The organism is Hoylesella enoeca JCM 12259 (assembly GCF_000613405.1).
GTDB lineage: Bacteria > Bacteroidota > Bacteroidia > Bacteroidales > Bacteroidaceae > Prevotella > Prevotella enoeca.
Window position 1 is genome coordinate 1 of record NZ_BAIX01000003.1, and the last position, 19,908, is coordinate 19,908.

Annotated in this window: 10 protein-coding genes and 4 pseudogenes; 8 read left to right on the plus strand and 6 right to left on the minus strand. The window is 47.4% G+C overall.

All coding sequences use genetic code 11. The annotated features are described in order from the left end of the window. Positions 1-59 precede the first annotated feature (59 nt). From JCM12259_RS17020 to JCM12259_RS13190, 6 genes and pseudogenes are all read right to left on the minus strand, one after another. Positions 60-689 (minus strand): TlpA family protein disulfide reductase, encoded by a 630-nt coding sequence (locus JCM12259_RS17020; protein ID WP_234396508.1) that lies wholly within the window; start codon positions 687-689, stop codon positions 60-62. Further along, entirely contained in the window at positions 614-1,195 is a 582-nt protein-coding gene (locus JCM12259_RS17025) for a hypothetical protein (protein ID WP_234396509.1), read from the minus strand. The genes JCM12259_RS17020 and JCM12259_RS17025 overlap by 76 nt, the downstream gene beginning before the upstream one ends. Positions 1,196-1,253: 58 nt before the next feature. Further along, the gene (locus tag JCM12259_RS01630; protein WP_025065177.1) at positions 1,254-3,134 is read right to left on the minus strand and encodes a DEAD/DEAH box helicase; all 1,881 of its coding nucleotides are present in this window, start codon (positions 3,132-3,134) and stop codon (positions 1,254-1,256) included. Positions 3,135-3,344: 210 nt separating this feature from the next. Continuing rightward, positions 3,345-4,472, minus strand: coding sequence for a DNA-processing protein DprA (dprA, locus tag JCM12259_RS01635; RefSeq protein WP_025065178.1), 1,128 nt, complete (start codon positions 4,470-4,472; stop codon positions 3,345-3,347). Positions 4,473-4,594: 122 nt separating this feature from the next. Beyond that, positions 4,595-5,002, minus strand: a complete 408-nt coding sequence (locus JCM12259_RS01640) for an acyl-CoA thioesterase (RefSeq protein ID WP_025065179.1) — start codon at positions 5,000-5,002, stop codon at positions 4,595-4,597. Between the two features lie 245 nt (positions 5,003-5,247). Then, positions 5,248-6,596 (minus strand): annotated as a pseudogene (locus JCM12259_RS13190) (DUF2851 family protein). Between the two features lie 497 nt (positions 6,597-7,093). Here JCM12259_RS13190 and msrA point away from each other — a divergent pair. From msrA to pflB, 8 genes and pseudogenes are all read left to right on the plus strand, one after another. Next, positions 7,094-7,657 (plus strand): annotated as a pseudogene (gene msrA / locus JCM12259_RS13195) (peptide-methionine (S)-S-oxide reductase MsrA); the annotation flags it as partial. Between the two features lie 227 nt (positions 7,658-7,884). After that, the gene (locus tag JCM12259_RS01655; protein ID WP_025065180.1) at positions 7,885-8,382 is read left to right on the plus strand and encodes a Dps family protein; all 498 of its coding nucleotides are present in this window, start codon (positions 7,885-7,887) and stop codon (positions 8,380-8,382) included. Between the two features lie 724 nt (positions 8,383-9,106). After that, a pseudogene (locus tag JCM12259_RS13200) lies at positions 9,107-12,059 on the plus strand (SusC/RagA family TonB-linked outer membrane protein). Positions 12,060-12,093: 34 nt separating this feature from the next. Further along, positions 12,094-13,650, plus strand: a complete 1,557-nt coding sequence (locus JCM12259_RS01665; RefSeq protein ID WP_025065181.1) for a RagB/SusD family nutrient uptake outer membrane protein — start codon at positions 12,094-12,096, stop codon at positions 13,648-13,650. A 27-nt stretch (positions 13,651-13,677) separates the two neighbouring features. Then, positions 13,678-14,777: pseudogene (locus JCM12259_RS13205) on the plus strand (glycoside hydrolase family 18). Positions 14,778-14,796: 19 nt separating this feature from the next. Next, the gene (locus JCM12259_RS01675; protein WP_025065182.1) at positions 14,797-15,960 is read left to right on the plus strand and encodes a DUF1735 and LamG domain-containing protein; all 1,164 of its coding nucleotides are present in this window, start codon (positions 14,797-14,799) and stop codon (positions 15,958-15,960) included. After that, positions 15,927-16,979 (plus strand): discoidin domain-containing protein, encoded by a 1,053-nt coding sequence (locus JCM12259_RS01680; RefSeq protein WP_025065183.1) that lies wholly within the window; start codon positions 15,927-15,929, stop codon positions 16,977-16,979. Before JCM12259_RS01675 ends, JCM12259_RS01680 begins: the two co-directional genes overlap by 34 nt. Positions 16,980-17,630: 651 nt before the next feature. Continuing rightward, entirely contained in the window at positions 17,631-19,877 is a 2,247-nt protein-coding gene (gene pflB / locus JCM12259_RS01690; protein ID WP_025065184.1) for a formate C-acetyltransferase, read from the plus strand. Positions 19,878-19,908 lie beyond the last annotated feature (31 nt).

The window sequence follows — 19,908 nt, forward strand, 5'->3', positions numbered from 1 at the left end:
CCGATAAGCCGCGATTCGATGTATCTACCAAATTACTTGTACATTCTCACCCATCCATTTTATTTCTTGAACAGGCCATCGAGATACGTATAGAATGCGGGGTCTTCACCAACGAAAGTCTTGGCAACCTTTCCTTGCGGGTCGACAATAATCTTTGTGGGGTACCCCTGGATAGCATAGAGCTTGACGGCATCGGCTTCTGCCTTACCGTTATATACGTGAAGCCACGGCAATTGGTGCTTCTTCACTGCGTCTTTCCATCGTTCTTGGGAATCGTTGCAGTCTATTCCCAAGATTTGGAACTTGCCTTTGTACTTGGCATAATACTCTTTCATCTTCGGAAAGCCCTTGATACACCAACCGCACCACGACCCCCAGAAATCGAGAACGACGTACTTCCCACGCAGACTCGACAGTTTCAGCGGCTTGCCTGCAATGTCATTGAGTGTAAAGTCGGGTGCTTCCGTACCGGCAGCCTGCACCTTTTGGGCACGCTCTTTCGATTCTTTCTGTGCTAAATAGCTGTCGATAAAGACAGAATAATAGTCTTTCATCCGACCATCTCGCACCTCGGGAGCCAACAGTTCAACCAATTTCTGCATCTGTTCGCCCTCTAAATGAGAGACCAGAGCGGCCGAAGCCTCATACGTCGGGTGTGCTTTGGCAAAACCGAAAATAGTCTGCTCCAACTTGGTTTGCAGTCCCGGCGCTTTGCTGTCATAGTAAGCGGCAACAGAATCACGCTTACTCCTTTTTTCATTCGGGCCCGGCACTCGGTCATCAGTTCGTTGATCTCTTTCAAAACAGGCTCTACCAACACGTCGGCTTCGTGATATTGCTGATAGAAACGAGAGCCGTTGATGTCATAACGATCAGTTGCTTCTCCGCTGACAACAACTTCCTCGCCCGGCACTCCGACTACAGTGAAGCCTGCCTGACGGTTTTCGCGCAAGGCCGAAAGACCAATACACTGCACGGGCGCCACCTTTTTGAGAGGCACATAGAAATCGAACTCGCAACCTTTCACGGGCACCGTGTCTCTATATACATAATTCTGAGCAACATAGTCTATTACTCCCACCACGACAGAATCACCTAATCCCGTCATCTTTCCTTTGATATGCAGCTTTCCGTCGGCTGCAATCCCTGTCTGCGCAACGGCTAACAGGACAACACCTAATAATAATTTTTTCATTGTTTTGTTGTTAGTTTATAAACTTGTAAATATTGAATTGCTACAAGAGACATATCAATTATTTCGTTTTAGGCCGTCGCCGAGCCCATCCTTCTTCTGAAAAGTCAGGCTCCTCACCCTTTAATTTCACGTCGTTATGTACAAAGAATTGGCGCCAATCACCTGTTTCCTGGGTGGCAGCAGCTTTCTTCGCGCCTTTGCGCGACTTACGTTCGCTCTCGGATCCGTGTTTCTTAGTCCGCCGTTCACTTCTACTCGGGCGCGACTCACGACCTTTTCCGCCCTCATCGGCATCATTACAGCGCACTTCCCGCCCCTTATAACGGGCTCCGTTGAGTGCATCCATCACCCGATCGGCATCGTTCTCGGGCACTTCAATATAAGAAATCTTGCTCAAAAGATCGATTTGGCCGATCTCCTGACGCCCTTTCACATTCTTATTGACAAACTGCATCACCTCGCCGGGATAAAAACCGTCGTTCTTTCCGAGGTTGATAAAAAGCCTACGGAAGCCCGCTTCTGGCATATGTGAGCGCCGAGCACCTCGCTCTCCACGGCTTTTCCGCTCGCCGCGAGCACCTCTGTCGCGTGTATTTTCACCCCGCCTACCGGTCGGTTTCTCAATTTCGGGCGCGTTGGCATAATACTCCAAGAAGCGGCCGAACGTCATACTGACAATCTTTTTGATGATATCCTCTTTGTCTACATACTCAAAATGTCGCGTAATCTCAGCCATAAACGGAGCTATTTCATCTTCATTCACATCCACTTTGAGTATTTCGTCCATCACCTTATACAGCTGTTTGGTGCAGATTTCCTGTGCCGTGGGCAACGTTCCGTCGACAAATTCCTTGCCGATTGTCTTCTCAATAGCCCTGACTTTCGACTTTTCACGCGTGTGAATAATAGAAATCGAGGTACCTTTTTTACCTGCTCGGCCTGTGCGTCCGCTACGATGGGTATAACTTTCGATGTCATCGGGCAGACCATAGTTGATAACGTGCGTCAAGTCTTCAACGTCTAGGCCTCGCGCTGCCACATCGGTTGCCACGAGAAACTGCGTGAGATGCTTCCGAAACTTCTGCATCGTGAGGTCGCGTTGCTGCTGACTGAGGTCTCCGTGCAATGCTTCGGCATTGTAACCATCCCTTATCAGCTTGTCAGCAATCTCTTGGGTCTCCACCTTTGTGCGGCAAAAGATGATGGCAAAGATACGCGGATAATAGTCGACAATACGTTTCAGAGCCAGGTATTTATCCCTTGCATTCACGAGATAGTATATGTGATTGACCTTCTCTGCACCCTCGTTACGACTTCCTACGACGATTTCCTGATAATCATTGAGGTAACTTTTGGCAATCTTTTCTATCTCCCGACTCATCGTTGCAGAGAAAAGCAGGGTGTTGCGAGCAGCCGGAAGCCCCTCGAAAATCTCGTTGATACTGTCCGAAAAACCCATATTGAGCATCTCATCGGCCTCATCCAACACCACGTTGTTCACCGAATCTAACTTTGCTACGCCGCGTTTCATCAAGTCGATGAGCCGTCCCGGCGTAGCCACAATCACCTGAACGCCGTGGCGCAAGGTGCGAATCTGCGTCTCGATAGACGCTCCTCCATAGACGGCAGCTACGTGCAGGCCGCCTATATACTTAGCAAAATCGTTGAGATCGTCAGTTATTTGGAGGCACAACTCACGCGTCGGACTCAGAATCAAGGCCTGTGTCTCCTTACGAGAAGCATCAATCTTCTGCAACACCGGTATGCCATAGGCGGCCGTTTTACCCGTACCCGTCTGTGCGAGAGCTATTACATCATTTCCATTTCCCAGCAAATAAGGAATCACTTCTTCTTGAACAGGCATCGGATTTTCAAATCCGAGCTCTGCGATAGCGCGCCGAATCTCTTCGTTTACGCCCAATTCTTCAAATGTTTTCAAATCTTTCTATTATCTGTTACTACTTGTTCACCCATTCGTTGTCCCCAAGCCATAACAGACAACATCGATGTTTGAACTCCGCAAAGGTAGCGAACATTCTTCGTTTTATGCTTAGTTGCCTCTTAATTTATGCTTTTTTGACTTATAAGTAAGCGTTACTCAGAAGCCGAAATGATGTAAATGAGTAAACTCTCTGTATGTTATTGAAAATTAAACGAGTAGGTGATAGACGCCGCCTGCTAACGTTTTGACCACGCCTTTCATTTCAAGCGAGAACAGCAGAGCTGTGAGTCGACTTACGGGCAGTCCCGAACGGACAGTAAGAATGTTGATTTGCAGATCATTGGTGCGCTGCAACTGCGTAACGACCAACTGCTCATCGGCCGTCAAGTCGGGAAAGAGTTGGCGCGCAATACCCTGTTGTTGAGCCGTGCGAAGCTGTCGTTCGTCCTCCCACCCCATCGCTTTCACAAAGTCGGAAGCCCCGGTAATAAGCCCGGCAGCATTGTCTCGAATCAGATTATTGCACCCTTCGCTATACGGTAAGCCCACACTGCCGGGGAAAGCAAACACATCCCGATTGTAATCGCGAGCCAATCGGGCCGTAATTAAACCGCCGCCGTGGGCCGCACTCTCCACCAACAGACACGCATCCGACAGTCCGGCGACAATACGATTACGCCTGACGAAATTCACTTTATCTGCATTCGTTCCCGTAAGAAACTCCGTCAGCAGTCCGCCTTGCTGTAACATGGCATCAGCCGTGGGCTTGTGGCGCGGCGGATAAAGGTAATCCAGGCCGTGGGCAAGCACAGCCACCGTCTCGAATCCGCATTGCAGCGCATTGCGATGGGCACAGATATCAATGCCGTAAGCCAATCCGCTGACGATGAGAACGTGCGGACAGCATTGCCGAAGCTCTGAAACGAACCGGCGAATAAGGTCCTGTCCATACCGAGTGCAGTGTCTTGTACCCACGATATTGATGATATGGGCTTGGTTGAGGTCAGCAGTTCCCTTGTAAAACAGCACCAACGGCGCATCGGCACACTCTCGGAGACGCTGCGGATAACGCTCATCGGTCATGCAGAGCGGCGCTATTCCATGGTCAATGTCATACCGATATTCAGCTTCGGCACGACGCATGGGTTCGCTAATATCACGGAAAGCCTCTGTCAGTCGCGGTGAAGCGTCAGGCAGGATGTCGCGAATTTCACGACGATGTTCGATAACTGCCGTAGCCGAACCACATCGACGATAGAGCTCCAACAGCCCAACAAGGTTGAAATAATTGATTCGCGTCAGCGCAATCGTGTTGAGAATCTCCTGTGAATCCATTGTTATCGGGATTTAATAAATAGCTTTTCTCGTTCTTTCCCAAGGAAAAACGAACGATGATTGGATGAAAGTGAATCGTTGAATAAGCAATTGTCAACCTTCAAACTCTCCATTCTCCATGCTCAATTCTCAGTTAAATAAGAAGCGAAAGCAGCATCGATCTCTTCGCTGTTACCTAAACGGCCGTTGATGATACACACCAATTCTGCCGTGGCTCGAAAGCAAAGGCGATTATCCGAAGCACGAAAGATGTCTTGATGAAAAACATATCGCAGACCCTCTTTGTGTAAACCGAGTCGAGAAATGAAGTGATCGTCGCAACGCAAAGGCGTTTTGAATTGCAGGTTCATACGTGCCACAACGGCATCTGTACCCCGTTTGTGAAGATCGGCGAAACTCAATCCCGTTTTCTGTAAAAACAAATGGCGGGTGTGTTCGATGTAATGCAGATAGTTGGCGTTGTTTACTATGCCTTGGATGTCGCACTCATAGTCGCGCACTTCCATTGTCGTTTCAAAGATATAGTTCATTGTTCTATTGATGAGTGTTATCAATTGGTGAGTTTATGAGTCTATTGTTGAATTTCGGTTTGAAACATACTGCTGATCAATCATCTATAAAGTCCATTTCGATTAATGCCTTTTTACCTTGCGATAAACGGTTAATCATCGTGCAAAAAGCATCTGATTACGACCCGAAAAGGCATCTTTCGCAAAGCGAACAGCATATCATCAATTCTCAGCGAGTTACAGATCATCTTCCCATTTGTGGCATTTTATTTGTCCGCCCAATCTTTTTCACCTTTCCATCCTTTCACTTTTTCACTTTTCCTACACAGGTATTCAAACCCGATTCGGCACCTGAGACAATCTTTTCGGTCGCAATACGCACGCTTGAGTTGAATCAGTGCTTGACTGTCGGCAGCCGTTTCGATCGTCAATCCGCAGTTGCGCCACATCCGCACGATGTGATTATCCTCGGCCGAAAGCCTTTCTAAAAAGGCAAAAGCGCGGTCGCACAACGCATCAATCGATTTATATTGTCCATAGGCAAACAACATCGGCACCACCGTATTGATGATAAGCAACCGGCGTGAAGCCTGCGATAAGCGTTTTTCTCGCCGTTCGCCGGCCGGTCCGAAACCGTAATGTGTCTCCCAATAGGCGTAACAGCCGTGTCTAACAATGTCTCTGCCTGTTCCGGCACAGTGCATTCCAACATCTCGCTCAGTCCTGCCCGGCACGAGCAATACAATCGAGCAAGTTGTGCGATACGGATATACGGAAAGTTCTGTGGTCTCAATCGCAGAAACTTCCACCGTTCGGCGGCCATCGGTTGAAGCCCAAACTTATGCGCAAGGTATTGATATTCGGTGCGCAGTCGGTTGAAGTAAGCATCTTTCAAAGCCGCTTCCCGGTTGCGTTCGGGAATGGAATTCGGATCAAGCAAGCCTGCTTGACCCATAAACAGCGCCTCAATCTGAAAGGGATTGTCTCTGTGATGCGCGGCGAGATGAAGCGGAACGCATTGCGCCCATTCCTCAAAAGCATCGCCATTGACACCAAACCCGCAATTACGCGCCAGTGTTTGGAAGTAAGCATCAGCCCAAGAACCGTTGCAACGAGCCACACGCTGACCGATGTCTTGCGTCTTCTGCTCCAATCGTTCAATCTGCAACGCACTCAACCAACTGTGCACCATGAGTTGCGAGAGACTCGGAATGATTTCATAGCACGGTGGATAAGCATCTGTCGAGATCAATTCGTCATAACGCTGCGCCATTTCTGCGGGCACATCCAATTGCATTTGCGGAATGATTTGCCCGCTTCGGGTTCGGACTTCGGTGTCAACGACGGCCGCAACATGCAGGATCACGTTGTCATAACGTGCATCTTGTTCGTGTCGATGCACATACCAGTCGGCCGACCGACGGTGAATCTCAACATTCCCCACCCATAACGTGCCGTCAATTTTCACTTTGGCATTGAAAAAATCAGGCCCGGCATCCGTGTTATAAAGGCCCACATCGAGAATTTCGAGGGGCTTTCCATCAGCCGTATTCAACTCTTTCAGCGGAAAGAGTCGATGTTTCCAGCAATAATGCAGCAGTTGTTCGCCGATCATCCGATAGATTCTTATTGGTGCAAAGCTATAAAAAATAATTGAAATTCGGTCATTGTGCCCCATAATTTATGATTGCCAAATGGTTCGAAATCTGTTTTACATGCAGCATTTGATGCCCCATGCCACCCCACTCTCATTCTCTCTGCTTTCAACTAACCGTTAGTCATCGTGCAACTAACGCCTAAACGTCGCACCACTAAGCGTTAATTGCACGAAGATTAACCGTTAATCAGAAGTGGAGTAATCAATAGATGAGGACTTGATCATTAAGAAGTGAGATTTGCTTATTTCTTAAATGAGGAGTGAGGGGTGCAGGATGGATGATGAAAGAAGAATGATCTTTGCTGTCCATTAAGTATTGTAAACATCATATTTTTAATTATTAAGAAGCAGATTGACTGTCGACGAGGGATTTTTATGTAGTTTTGTAGCTCACAAAAAAAGATAGAATCATAGGCGCATAGATGTATAAACCAATATTTTTAGGCGTTGTTCTGATGTGTATAAGTTGTGTCAGCAACAGCCAAAACAAACAAAAGGAGAATCAAAAAATGACAGCAAAGGCAGAGATTTATTTAGCAGGAGGATGCTTCTGGGGTACGGAACACTTTCTAAAACAGATTGATGGTGTGCTCGAAACAGAAGTGGGATATGCCAACGGACATGGAACAGCCCCCTCATACGAGCAGGTTTGCACCGATAAGACAGGTTTTGCAGAGGCTGTCCATGTGACTTATGATCCACGACAGTTGCCGCTTTCGCTGCTTGTGCAGCTTTATTTCCAGACCATCGATCCCACAAGTGTCAACCAGCAAGGCAATGATCACGGTACACAATACCGCACAGGAATTTATTATAAAGATCCGGCTGACCGCTCGCTGATACTTGCCGAAATGGCTAAACAGGCGGCATTGCATCACAAAAAACTTGCTGTCGAGGTTCTTCCGTTGAAAAATTTCTATGCAGCCGAGGACTATCACCAGGATTATTTGACGAAAAACCCGAGCGGATATTGCCATATCCCGCAGGCACTCTTCGATATGGCGCGATCGGCTAACAAACAACCGAACAGCCATTAAGTTTTCGAACTGTCCCGTTCGATATTTTTTCACGAGCCAAAAGATTTCTCAATACTTCACGACACACGATAAACAGGGTATTCATTGACAGTTTATAGATATTATCTATATGACTATTGTCATTATCTGTTGTGCGGAATGAAAAAGGGAACTATCTTTGCACCAGAGATCAAAAACGAATCAATAAACAATAGAAAGGAATTAAAGCAATGAAGACATTAGATGTTTTAGGATTAGATGAGAAGAAAGTTGGTGGTGTGGTGAGCGCTCTGAGTCAGCTGCTTGCAGACTTCCAGGTGTATTACATGAACCTTCGCGGCTTGCATTGGAATGTGAAAGGTAGAGGTTTCTTCACACTTCACGCCAAATATGAGGAGCTTTACAACGACGCAGCAGCTAAAGTTGACGTGATCGCCGAGCGTCTGTTGCAGTTGGGAAGCACGCCTGAGAATCGCTTCAGTGCCTATCTCCGCGTGGCAACTTTGCAAGAAGACGGTTTTGTTCCGACCGGACATGCCGGGTTGGAAAAGGTTCTCGAGGCTTTGAAAGTGCTTATCGCAGAGGAGCGTAAGGTGGTGGAACTGGCCGGAGAAGCCGACGACGAGGTGACGACTGCATTGATGGATGACTTCCTCACAGGTCAAGAGAAACTCGTTTGGATGATCACTTCATTCCTGACCAAGCATTCGGAAACGTGCGAAAGATAACAATATAGCGAACAATCGATTTGGAAAGAGCGGCTGACTCGTCATTGAGTGATGCCGCTCTTTTTGTTTGGTGAAAAAAGAGGAGAGGTGAGCGCGTTTCTAACTAACGGTTTTTCACATTGCAAAGAACGGTTAGTTATCGTGCAATGAACAGTTAGTTGTAAGGTGATTAAGCGTTAGTTAGGTAGAGGATAGATGGGGATGAGAAATAAATAATAAGGAGATAAGATTGAGATAAGCAGACAACCGAAATGTAAATAATTGAAAAACAATTTGTACAATTAATATTTTTGTTGTACTTTTGCACCGCAATTACTAAAAAGAGAGCTGGAACGAAACCGAATAACAACAATAAATGCGCACCTTATATACTTATAAGAGTAAGGCTGAAAGCATTAAAATTGAATCAACATCCTGCCTAACTGAATCACATTTGGCAAACACCGGAACCGTGTTTTGTAAATAAAGCATGCCGACAACCGATTTGTCGACTGTGAAATCAGTATGGTTTGCAAACGAAAGAGATATCTTAAACAACATTACATTACATTCACTAACATCATTTATGAAGAAGGAAAAGATCCTAACATTAGCCGTTCTTTTGCCTTGCCTGTGCATCAATGCATCGGCCAAGAGTTCTGCCCACATCGGTGGCAGCACCTCGGTAAGATATGTTTTGGCACTGGCGGCGAACGGTCCTCGCACTATTGCGAGTGGAACGCGTATGCTGCCGGCAGACGGCAATGTAAAAGTTACGGGTGTGGTAACGGACAATACCGGTGAAACTGTCATCGGAGCGACCGTCAGAGTGAAAGGTGCGCAAGGTGCACAGTGACTGATCTCGACGGAAAATTTACCATTTCGGCTCCTGCGGGAAGTGTTCTCGTGGTGAGTTATTTGGGGTATAAGACCCAGGAAGTGACTGTTCCGGCCAACGGACAACTCTCAATCGTCCTGCAACCCGAGTCTCGTCAGATCGAAGAAGTGGTGGTAACGGCCCTCGGTATCAAGCGCTCAGAGAAGGCGTTGAGTTACAATGTGCAGAAGGTTGGTGGCGAAAGCTCACCACAGTGAAGAGTGCCAACTTTATGAATTCACTTTCCGGTAAGGTGGCCGGCGTCAACATCAATGCCTCTTCGGCCGGAATGGGTGGTGCAACGCGTGTGGTTATGCGTGGCCCGAAATCTATTACGCAGAGCAACCAGGCACTGTATGTCATCGACGGTGTGCCTATCAGCAACACGTCTCAGGGTGACAAGTCGAGCAATATGTATGCGAGCCAGCCGGGATCAGAGGGTATTGCCGACCTAAATCCGGAAGACATCGAATCTATCAGCGTGTTAAGCGGTCCGGCCGCAGCTGCTCTTTATGGTTCGGCTGCAGCTCAGGGCGTGATCATGATTACGACAAAGAAAGGAAAAGAGGGTAAGGTGAGCGTAACAATTAGTCACAGTTCGCAGTTCGCCAATCCATTCAAGATGCCCGAATTCCAGAATGAATACATCAACAGACCGGGTGAAGTGAAGTCTTGGGGACCGCGTACGGCATCGGCTTACGGCAAATATGACCCAAAGAATTTCTTCAATACGGGTACCAACATACAGAATAACGTAGCCTTGACAACGGGTACCGACAAGAATCAAACCTATCTTTCGGTGGGTACGACGAATGCTTCGGGAATCATTCCCAATAACAAATACGATCGTTATAACTTCACTTTCCGTAACACCACATCGTTGCTGAAAGATCGGATGACTGTCGATTTCAGTTTCAACTACATCAAAGAAAATGACCGTAACTTGATGGCGCAGGGCCAATATTTCAACCCGCTGACATCGACTTACCTCTTCCCACGCGGCGAGAGCTTTGATGCCATCCGCACATTCGAAATTTTCGATCCTGCACGCGGCATCCATGTGCAGAACTGGAACTATGGAGATGCGCTCAAAATGCAGAACCCTTATTGGGTGGCTAAGCGCATGAACCGCACCAACCAGCGCAATCGCTATATGGTAAGTGGTAGTATTAAGTACAAGATTACAGATTGGGTGGACATCACCGGACGTCTGCGTTGGGACGATGCAGCTACCAAACAGGAAGATAAACGCTATGCTTCAACAATCTATTTGTTTGCACACTCGAAGTATGGATTCTATGGTTACGATAAAATCAACGACCAGTCGCTCTACGGCGATTTGATGTTCAATATCAATAAGTCGTTCGAGACTTTCTCTATTGCATCCAACTTAGGTGGTTCTTTCTCACGAACCAAATATGATATAACTGGTTTTCAGGGTGGTTTGAAGGCTCCGTCGAATGTCTTCACGCCTAATGCCATCGACTATGGGACGCCCACTAACGATAATCGTCCTATCTATGATTACAACAAACACTATATTAACTCGCTCTTTGCAAACGTCGAATTGGGTTGGCGCAGTATGCTTTTCCTCACGTTGACAGGTCGTAATGACTGGGATTCAGCACTCGACGGCACTTCGCACGAGTCGTTCTTCTATCCCTCTGTGGGTGCTTCGGCTGTCATCTCATCGATGGCGCAATTACCGGAGTTCATCAATTACTTGAAAGTTCGCGGCTCGTGGGCATCGGTTGGTTCGGCTATCAAACCTAATATCACATCTAAATGGCGTTACGAATACGACCCGAAATCGGGTACTTACAAGACAGTGACTTACAAATTCCCTAAAACTTTCTATCCCGAACGTACCGATTCGTGGGAAGCCGGTATCACTGCGCGCTTCTTTAAAAATGCTTTGACGCTGGATCTGACACTCTATCAGTCGAACACTCGCAAACAAACGTTCCTCCGTCCGATTACGGCTGCTCAGGGATATAACTCTGAGTACATTCAAACGGGTAATGTGCGCAACCGTGGTATTGAGTTGACTATCGGTTATAACAAGTCTTGGGGTGAATTTGATTGGAGCAGTTCGCTGACTTACAGTGCCAATCGCAACAAGATTATAGACCTTCTTGACGATCCCAACGAGGTAGTAAAGCAAGGCGGTTTGAGCGGAGCAGAAGTGATTTTGAAGAAGGGTGGCACAATGGGTGACATCTATACGAGCACTGATTTCAAGCGCGATGCAGAAGGAAATATCGCTCTCGATTCAAAGGGTAACGTCATTCAGCAGAATCTCTCTAATCCGCAATATCGCGGTTCGGTATTACCGAAAGGAAATATCGGCTTCTCCAACGATTTCAGTTGGCGTGGTTTCAACCTTGGTTTCGTTTTTACAGCCCGTTTCGGAGGTATCGTTCTCTCTCAGACACAGGCTCTTCTCGACGCTTATGGCGTGTCTAAGGCTTCGGCAGATGCCCGTAATGCTGGCGGTGTTCGGGTTAACACAGGTGTCGTTTCAGCCGAAGGTTACTACTCGGTAGTGGGTGGTGACAACCCGATTTGGTCTGAATATATTTACAGTGCGACCAATGCACGCTTGCAAGAAGCACATATCGGTTACACATTCCCACGTAAAATGCTTGGCGGAATGGAGCTTTCGTTGGGCTTGACAGCCAACAATCTGTTCATGATTTACTGCAAAGCACCATTCGATCCCGAGTCAACAGCGTCCACAGGAACCTACTATCAGGGTTTCGACTACTTTATGCAGCCGAGTCTCCGCACGTTAGGTTTCAACGTAAAGTTGAAGTTTTAAGCAACCATATATATAATGTATAGATAAGATTGATATGAAATACAACAATATAAGCAAAGCTTTCGCCTCTTGTGCAATCATTGCTGCGGGTTTCGGAGCATTGACTTCGTGCACCGACGGCTTTGAATCGGCCAACCGACCGGGTACCAAAGCGTCGGCTGAAGAGCTCAAACGAGACAACTATATCACTGCATCTTTTGTTATACAGATGCAGAACGAAGCGTTCCCCGAGCAGGAAAACGCTTACCAAATGAATATAGATCTCATCGGAAATTACCTGGGTCGCTATATGACTTACGCCAACAACGGTTTTGCCGAGAAGAATTTCGCACGCTTCAATGCCCCTAACGGCTGGGTGCGTTATCCTTTTAAAGACGCGATGCCGAAAGTAGTCTCAGCCTTTAATGAAGTTGCTCGCCTGACCAATCGCTCTGGAATCAACTACGCTTGGGCATTGATCTTGCGTAGTCAAGAGTTTCTTCGTCTGACAGATATGTATGGACCGCTACCCATCGGGGCTGAAAGCGATCCCAATGCATATTCTTCTCAGGAGAAAGTTTACAAGCATTTGATTGCCTGTCTTGATACAGCCACTACGATTTTACAACCTTTATTGGCTGCAAATCCTGACTTGAAATCAAGTGAAGAGTATGATAAAGTGTACGGAGGAAAGTTCAGTAGCTGGCTCAAATTTGCCAATTCGCTGAAACTCCGCATTGCTATCCGTGCTCGTTATGCTGATCCCACATGGGCAAAGCAGGTTGGTGAGGCTGCTGTTAAGGCTGGTGTGATTACTGAAAACGCTGATAACTGCGCCATTACGTATATTCCCAACGGACAATATAAGACTTCCATAGAGTGGGGTGACAGTCGGGCGTGCGCTGATTTGGAGAGTTTTATGACAGGATTCAAGGATCCTCGTATCACAAAATACTTCAAAGCACCTGTCACTTCGGGTTCGCGGGCTATCATTGGATGCTTAGCTGGCGCCAAAATAGGCAATAAAGCCAATGCGGATAAGCTTTATTCGGCCGCTAATGTGACGCAAAACACACGCGGTGTGTGGTTGACCGCAGCCGAAATGGCCTTCTGCCGCGCCGAGGGTGCATTGATCGGATGGAGCGGAATGGGTGGATCCGTCCAGTCATTGTATGAAGAAGGCGTAAAGCTTTCATTCGACCAATGGGGTGCTTCTGGTGCAGATGCTTACCTGGCAGATGCCACTTCCACCGAGGCAAACTATCAAGACGCAGCTGGAGGATATGGACAAGACCAGTCGGCAGTAAGTTCTATCACAATCAAATGGGATGATTCGGCATCCGACGAGGTGAAACTCGAGCGTCTGATTACGCAGAAATGGATTGCGCTTTTCCCCGAAGGACAAGAGGGATGGAATGAAATTCGCCGCACAGGTTACCCAAAAGTCTTCCCCGTTGCACAGAGTACGGGCAGCTATACCATAAAAGTGCCGAACCGAATCCCATTCGATAACGATGAGACCATCAACAATGCGGCCAACTATGTCAAAGCAGTCGAACTCTTGGGCGGTGCCGATGACTATGCAACCAAAATGTGGTGGCAGAAGAAATAATTGTAAAACGTAAAACGAATATACACAATGAAGAATATATTGAAGACGTTTCTGTTATCTGCCTGCGGCGTAATGGCCCTATCGTCTTGCAGCGATTGGACCGACACAGAGATTAAAGACCCGGCAGATTTAACAAAAACCAACAAGAGCGAAGCCTACTATGCGCAGCTTCGCGAATACAAAAAGAGCGATCACCAGATGTCGTTCGGCTGGTTCGGAAACTGGACCGGTAGCGGCGTTGTACTTGAAAACTCACTTGCCGGACTGCCCGACAGCACCGATTTCGTGTCTCTTTGGGGTAACTGGAAGAATCCATCGGAAGCTCAATTGCGTGATCTTCGCTTCGTACAACAGACCAAAAGCACCAAGCTCTTATCTGTTGCCTGGTTTTTGACATAGGAGATCAGATCACACCAGAGATTCCTGAGGATAAGAGAGCTGCCGGAATGTCTTTCAAGGAATGGCGACATGAGTTCTGGGGATGGGGAAACGACGAGGCTTCTCAGCTCGCAGCAACAGAGAAATATGCCAATGCGCTCTGTGATACAATTGATAAATATGGTTACGATGGCTTCGATATCGATGCTGAACCCAGCTATGCACAACCCTTTGCAACCGATAGAGAGCTTTGGGAAAACAAAAAGGTAATGACCAAGTTTGTGCAAACGCTCTCGAAACGAATCGGTCCCAAGTCGGGCACCGGCCGTTTGTTGGTGGTCGACGGAGAGCCCGAAGCATTCTTAGATTCACTTGGTTCGCATTTCGATTACTTCATTTTGCAGGCGTATGGCGGCAGTTCTAACAGCGGTTTGAATGGACGCTATGCCCGACAAGTCGAACATTTCAAGGCATATCTTACTCCCGAGCAGGTAGCCAAGAAGCTGATCGTCTGCGAAAACTTCGAGCGTTATGCCAGCTCCGGCGGTGTAAACTTCACCACTCCGGATGGAACTGTGGTGCCGTCGCTGCTCGGTTTCGCTTATTGGAGTCCCGAATACAACGGCAAGTCTTATCGAAAAGGAGGCGTGGGAAGTTATCATATGGAATATGAATACGGTTCGTCAGCAACTGTTACTTATCCTTTCCTGCGTCGGGCCATACAAATCATGAATCCGTCCATTAATTAATCTCTAAACAATAAGCAAAATGAAACACAACATATCATCATGGATTCTGTGCGGTATGGCTGTCGGAACGTTTGCACTCTCATCGTGCAACAATGCCGAATATTCCGTATTGACCGATCAGGCCTATATTGCTCAGACACAGACCGACGGTAACACGTCTGTCAAAATCACGCTTGGTACAGAGGCGGTGACTCAAGATCTGAACGTGCGTCTGTCTGATCCGACCGACGAGAAATGCACATTTACGGTCGTGGCAGATACAGCAGCTATCTCTGCTTATAACCAACGCAACGAAACTTCATATAAAGCGTTGCCCGAAGAACAGTTTACTCTCTCTGCAAGCGAGGTTTCGATCGATCCCGGACAGTCTGCTTCACCGGCGTTGAAACTCATTGTCAATCCGCTGACTAAAGCTTTGAAGGAAAGCGGAGCGAAGTATGCCGTGGCTTTAAAAGTCATGAGTAAGGATGGGCACAAGAATGTGTTGCCTTCCGGAAGCACCATTGTCTATATCTTGGATCAGGTTGTTATCCAGCCCGTTCCGGTCATTAATTCCACTCATAACATTCATTTCACCATGCGCGAAGAACTGGCGCTCACAGAGTGGACACTCGAAATGTGCGTCAATATCGACCAACTGGGCACCGGCATAGGTCATCTTAACAACCAGGCTTTATTCGGAGGATGGGCTCCGGCAGGTAAAAGCGGTGAGATTTACACCCGTTTCGGCGATGCGCCTATCGAAGGAAACCGACTCCAAATCAAGACACAGGGCACGCAGATGAATAGTAATATGCTTTTCGAAACCAACAAGTGGTATCACCTCGCATTTGTTTGCGAAGGCAAAAAGCTCTCTCTCTATGTCAACGGTGTGCTCGACTCATCAATGGATCTGCCCGGAAAGGTGACCAATCTGGCTAAGAATCTCAACTTCGGTAACACCGATTACCTCCGCGCTAATGTCAAAGTGAGTGAACTTCGGCTATGGACCAAGGCTCGCACACAGTCTGAAATCGTCAACAATATGTATTCGTGCGCTCCGAAAACATCCGGACTCGAGGCTTATTGGAAGATGAACGAAGGCAAGGGCGATATCATTAACGACGCTACCGGACACGGGAACACAGGTAAAGTGGTATCTGTTCCCGAATGGATTCAGGATGTTCGCATCGACGGCAAGTAATCAATCAACAACCATTAGATGAAAATGAAAATGATAAAACATATCATAAAGAAAACAACTCCCGCTCTCTTGGCGCTGCCCTTACTGTTGGCAGCCTGCCAGAGCGAGCCCGAAGTGGTAGTACACTCTATCCCACGCCGGCCGAAAACTATGATGCTAAGGCATATATCAATACCAATACGCCCAAAGGCAACAACTTCTCGCTCCGTGTTTTCCAGACACCCGCAGGGCCAATCGTGCCTAACGACACCGCCGTTTTTTATGTAAAGCTGAACAAACCGGTAACACAGGACGTGAGAGTCACTGTCAAGGAAGCACCGTCTGCGGCTGTCAAGAATGATGGAGCAGTTGTAATGGATGCCGGTTCCATCGACATTCTCAACGCCACCGTTACCATTGCCAAAGGCGAAATTCAGTCTGCGGCTCCCGTAAAGGTGGTGATCAAGAAAGGAAAAAGCATCGATCAATTGGCAGCCGGCGGCAAAAATGGCGTTACGGCAGTGATGATCGAGTCGGCCGAAGGTGTTGCTGTGGGCACAAATTATAATAAAGTGCAGATCAATGCTGACGTACGGTCTACCAATATCGTACCAAACGGCAATATGGATGGTCTCACCGAGATTCCCGGTTCGTCTTTCGGACTCTATGATGCGTATAATCGCACGCTGTCACAATTAGTCGACGGCGATATGGAAAACTATTACTCCAGCTATCTCCGACGCAATCCCAAGTTGGTGTTCACCTTTGGAAGCGGTGTGTCTGTGGCCGGAATCACCATTTATCCTACGACATACGGGAGCTATTCAGAGTATTTCCTGACGCAGGCACGAGTTGAAACGAGCGACGATTGGAGCACATGGACCGACCAAGGAACCATCACACTCTCCGGAGTCGATGAGCCGACACCGCTCCATATTCGTTTTTACAATCCTGTAACGGCTCTTTATCTTCGCGTGATTCCACTTAAAACGTATACCGGTGGATATATGGCCATCGGCGAAGTGAAGGTTTATCAATAAACGAGTGCAGCCCAACGGCCACACCGTTTATGATCCCCCGCACTGCTTTCGAGTGTGCGGGGGATTTTTTTACGTTTCAGTTCAATTGAGAGTTGCTAATTTTCAAATTCCAATTAACGGTTAGTCGTCATGCAACCAATGGTTAATCGCATTGTAACTAACCCTTAATCAGCGCGCAACCAACCGTTCGTTCACATGCCCATTGATCCCCATCACTTGTCCAAGAGTGAGGAGCACGAGATTCCCCGATAGTTTTCGAGAATAGACTTTAGCGTGAATAAAAGATTTAACAATTATTTCATAGCTGGTGTCATATATATTGTCTATCTTTGCGCACGATCTCATCAGTTATCAACTGACAGAAAACTTAGTGATTATCAATCGATCAAGCGGCTATGAGAACAGTCATCGAACCGATGCGTCCATACTCACTTATCGTGAGTGAATCAACTTCCGATGCGCGAGACCACGCTTTTGGCCTCCTCAATCACTTCTACTTATTTTATGTTTTGCAATGTAGAGATTGCAAAATCATTACTTATGGGTATTGTTACAACGAAAAAACAGTAGTACCTTTGCACCGAAATTCAAATTCAATACAGACAACGGGTGCCGTAAGGCACTTTTAATCATTAAACAAAAGTGATTTCTATGAAACAACAATGGCGAGGTTTTAAAGGAACCAAATGGACAGATGAGGTAGACGTTCGTGACTTTATTCAGAACAACTACACTGCTTACGATGGCAACGAAGACTTCCTTACTGGTCCGACAGCAGCCACCGACAAACTGTGGACTATCTTGAAAGGACTCCAAAAGGAAGAACGTGCCAAGGGTGGAGTGCTCGATATGGAGACGGAAGTGGTTTCGAGTCTTACGGCTTATGGTGCAGCATATATCGGAGAGGGCACTAAGGAGCTTGAACAAGTCGTAGGCTTGCAGACAGATAAGCCTCTGAAACGTGCGTTTATGCCTTACGGAGGCATCAAAATGGCCGAACAGGCGTGCACAACATATGGTTATGAACCTTCGAAAGAGTTGCACAAGATTTTCAGTGAGTATCATAAGACCCATAATGACGGTGTCTTTGACGCTTACACGGACGAAATGAAGTTGGTCCGTCACAATCATATCCTCACGGGATTACCTGATACTTACGGTCGCGGTCGCATCGTAGGAGACTATCGTCGAGTAGCTCTTTATGGTGTAGATTTCCTTATCGAGGAGAAGAAAGACGACTTGGCGCACGTCGGTTGCGGTGTGATGACCGAGGATATTATCCGTCTTCGTGAGGAGGTTTCAATGCAAATCCGCTCTTTGCAGCAAATGAAAGAGATGGCAAAGATTTACGGTTACGACATCTCCGAGCCTGCATCGAATGCTAAAGAGGCTGTACAGTGGCTCTATTTCGGTTATCTTGCAGCCATCAAAACACAAAACGGAGCCGCTATGTCGGTAGGTCGCGTGTCTACATTCCTTGATATTTACATTCAGAGAGACCTCGAAGAAGGCACGCTAACGGAGTCGGAAGCACAAGAACTCATCGATCATCTCGTGATGAAATTCCGTATGGTGAAGTTCGCTCGTATACCTTCTTACAATCAATTGTTCTCTGGCGATCCCGTATGGGCTACTCTCGAAGTGGCCGGAATGGGACAAGACGGCCGCTCGATGGTAACGAAAAACGATTTCAGATTCCTCCATACGCTTGAGAATATGGGGCCGTCGCCTGAGCCGAACCTTACCGTTCTCTATTGCTCTCGCCTTCCGGAAGGCTTCAAACACTATGCTTCGAAGATCTCTGTCACCACGAGTTCCATTCAATATGAGAATGATGACGTGATGCGTCCGGTGTGGGGAGACGATTATTCGATATGTTGCTGCGTGTCCGCAACGCAAACCGGCAAGGAGATGCAGTTCTTCGGAGCCCGCGCTAACTTAGCAAAGTGCCTCACTTATGCCATCAGTGGTGGCGTAGATGCCCGTACTCGCGAGCAGTGCGGCCCTGCTTTACGGCCTATCGAGGGTGATATCGTGACCTACGAAGAGTTTATGCCACGTTTCAAAAATATGATGGAGTGGCTCGCCGACATCTATGTCAACACGCTGAACCTTATCCATTATATGCACGATAAGTACTTCTACGAGGCTGCCGAACTTGCACTCATTGACACGGATGTGCGTAGAACCTTTGCAACCGGTATCGCCGGATTCAGCCATGTGGTTGATTCCATCTGCGCAATCAAGTATGCAAAGGTGCAGATCGTGCGTGATGAGACCGGTTTCCCTGTCGAATTTAAGACCGAAGGAGACTTCCCGCGTTATGGAAATGATGACGATCGCGCCGACGAAATTGCCGTTTGGTTGCTCAAAACGTTTATGAAGATGATCCGAAAGCACCACACCTATCGTAATTCTGAGCCCACAACGAGTATCCTGACGATAACTTCCAACGTGGTATACGGTAAATATACGGGTATGATGCCTGATGGACGGCCCGCCGGAGCACCGCTTGCACCGGGTGCAAATCCATCTTATGGGGCAGAAAAGAATGGCCTATTGGCTTCTCTTAACTCTGTTGCAAAGCTGCCGTATGAATACGCCCTCGACGGCATTTCAAATACTCAGACCATCAGCCCGTCTGCTCTCGGCCACTCAGAAGCCGAACAAGTAGACACGTTAGTTGGCATATTGGACGGCTATTTTGACCGAGGTGCACATCATTTGAACGTGAACGTCTTCGGAGTTGACAAGTTAATCGATGCGATGAACCATCCTGAAAAGGAGGAATACGCTAATTTCACCATTCGGGTAAGCGGTTATGCCGTGAAATTCATCGACTTGACGAAAGAACAACAACTCGATGTCATTGCACGTCAAGCTCACCAACGGATGTAAGATTGTTTTCAGCCAGCTTCTCGGTGACGAG

Excerpts from the sequence above, each read along its gene's own strand:
- JCM12259_RS01675 (WP_025065182.1), top strand. The coding sequence starts at position 14,797 with ATGAAACACAACATATCATCATGGATTCTGTGCGGTATGGCTGTCGGA.
- JCM12259_RS01665 (WP_025065181.1), top strand. The coding sequence starts at position 12,094 with ATGAAATACAACAATATAAGCAAAGCTTTCGCCTCTTGTGCAATCATT.
- pflB (WP_025065184.1), top strand. The coding sequence starts at position 17,631 with ATGAAACAACAATGGCGAGGTTTTAAAGGAACCAAATGGACAGATGAG.
- JCM12259_RS01640 (WP_025065179.1), bottom strand. The coding sequence starts at position 5,002 with ATGAACTATATCTTTGAAACGACAATGGAAGTGCGCGACTATGAGTGC.
- dprA (WP_025065178.1), bottom strand. The coding sequence starts at position 4,472 with ATGGATTCACAGGAGATTCTCAACACGATTGCGCTGACGCGAATCAAT.
- JCM12259_RS01655 (WP_025065180.1), top strand. The coding sequence starts at position 7,885 with ATGAAGACATTAGATGTTTTAGGATTAGATGAGAAGAAAGTTGGTGGT.
- JCM12259_RS01680 (WP_025065183.1), top strand. The coding sequence starts at position 15,927 with ATGGATTCAGGATGTTCGCATCGACGGCAAGTAATCAATCAACAACCA.
- JCM12259_RS17025 (WP_234396509.1), bottom strand. The coding sequence starts at position 1,195 with ATGAAAAAATTATTATTAGGTGTTGTCCTGTTAGCCGTTGCGCAGACA.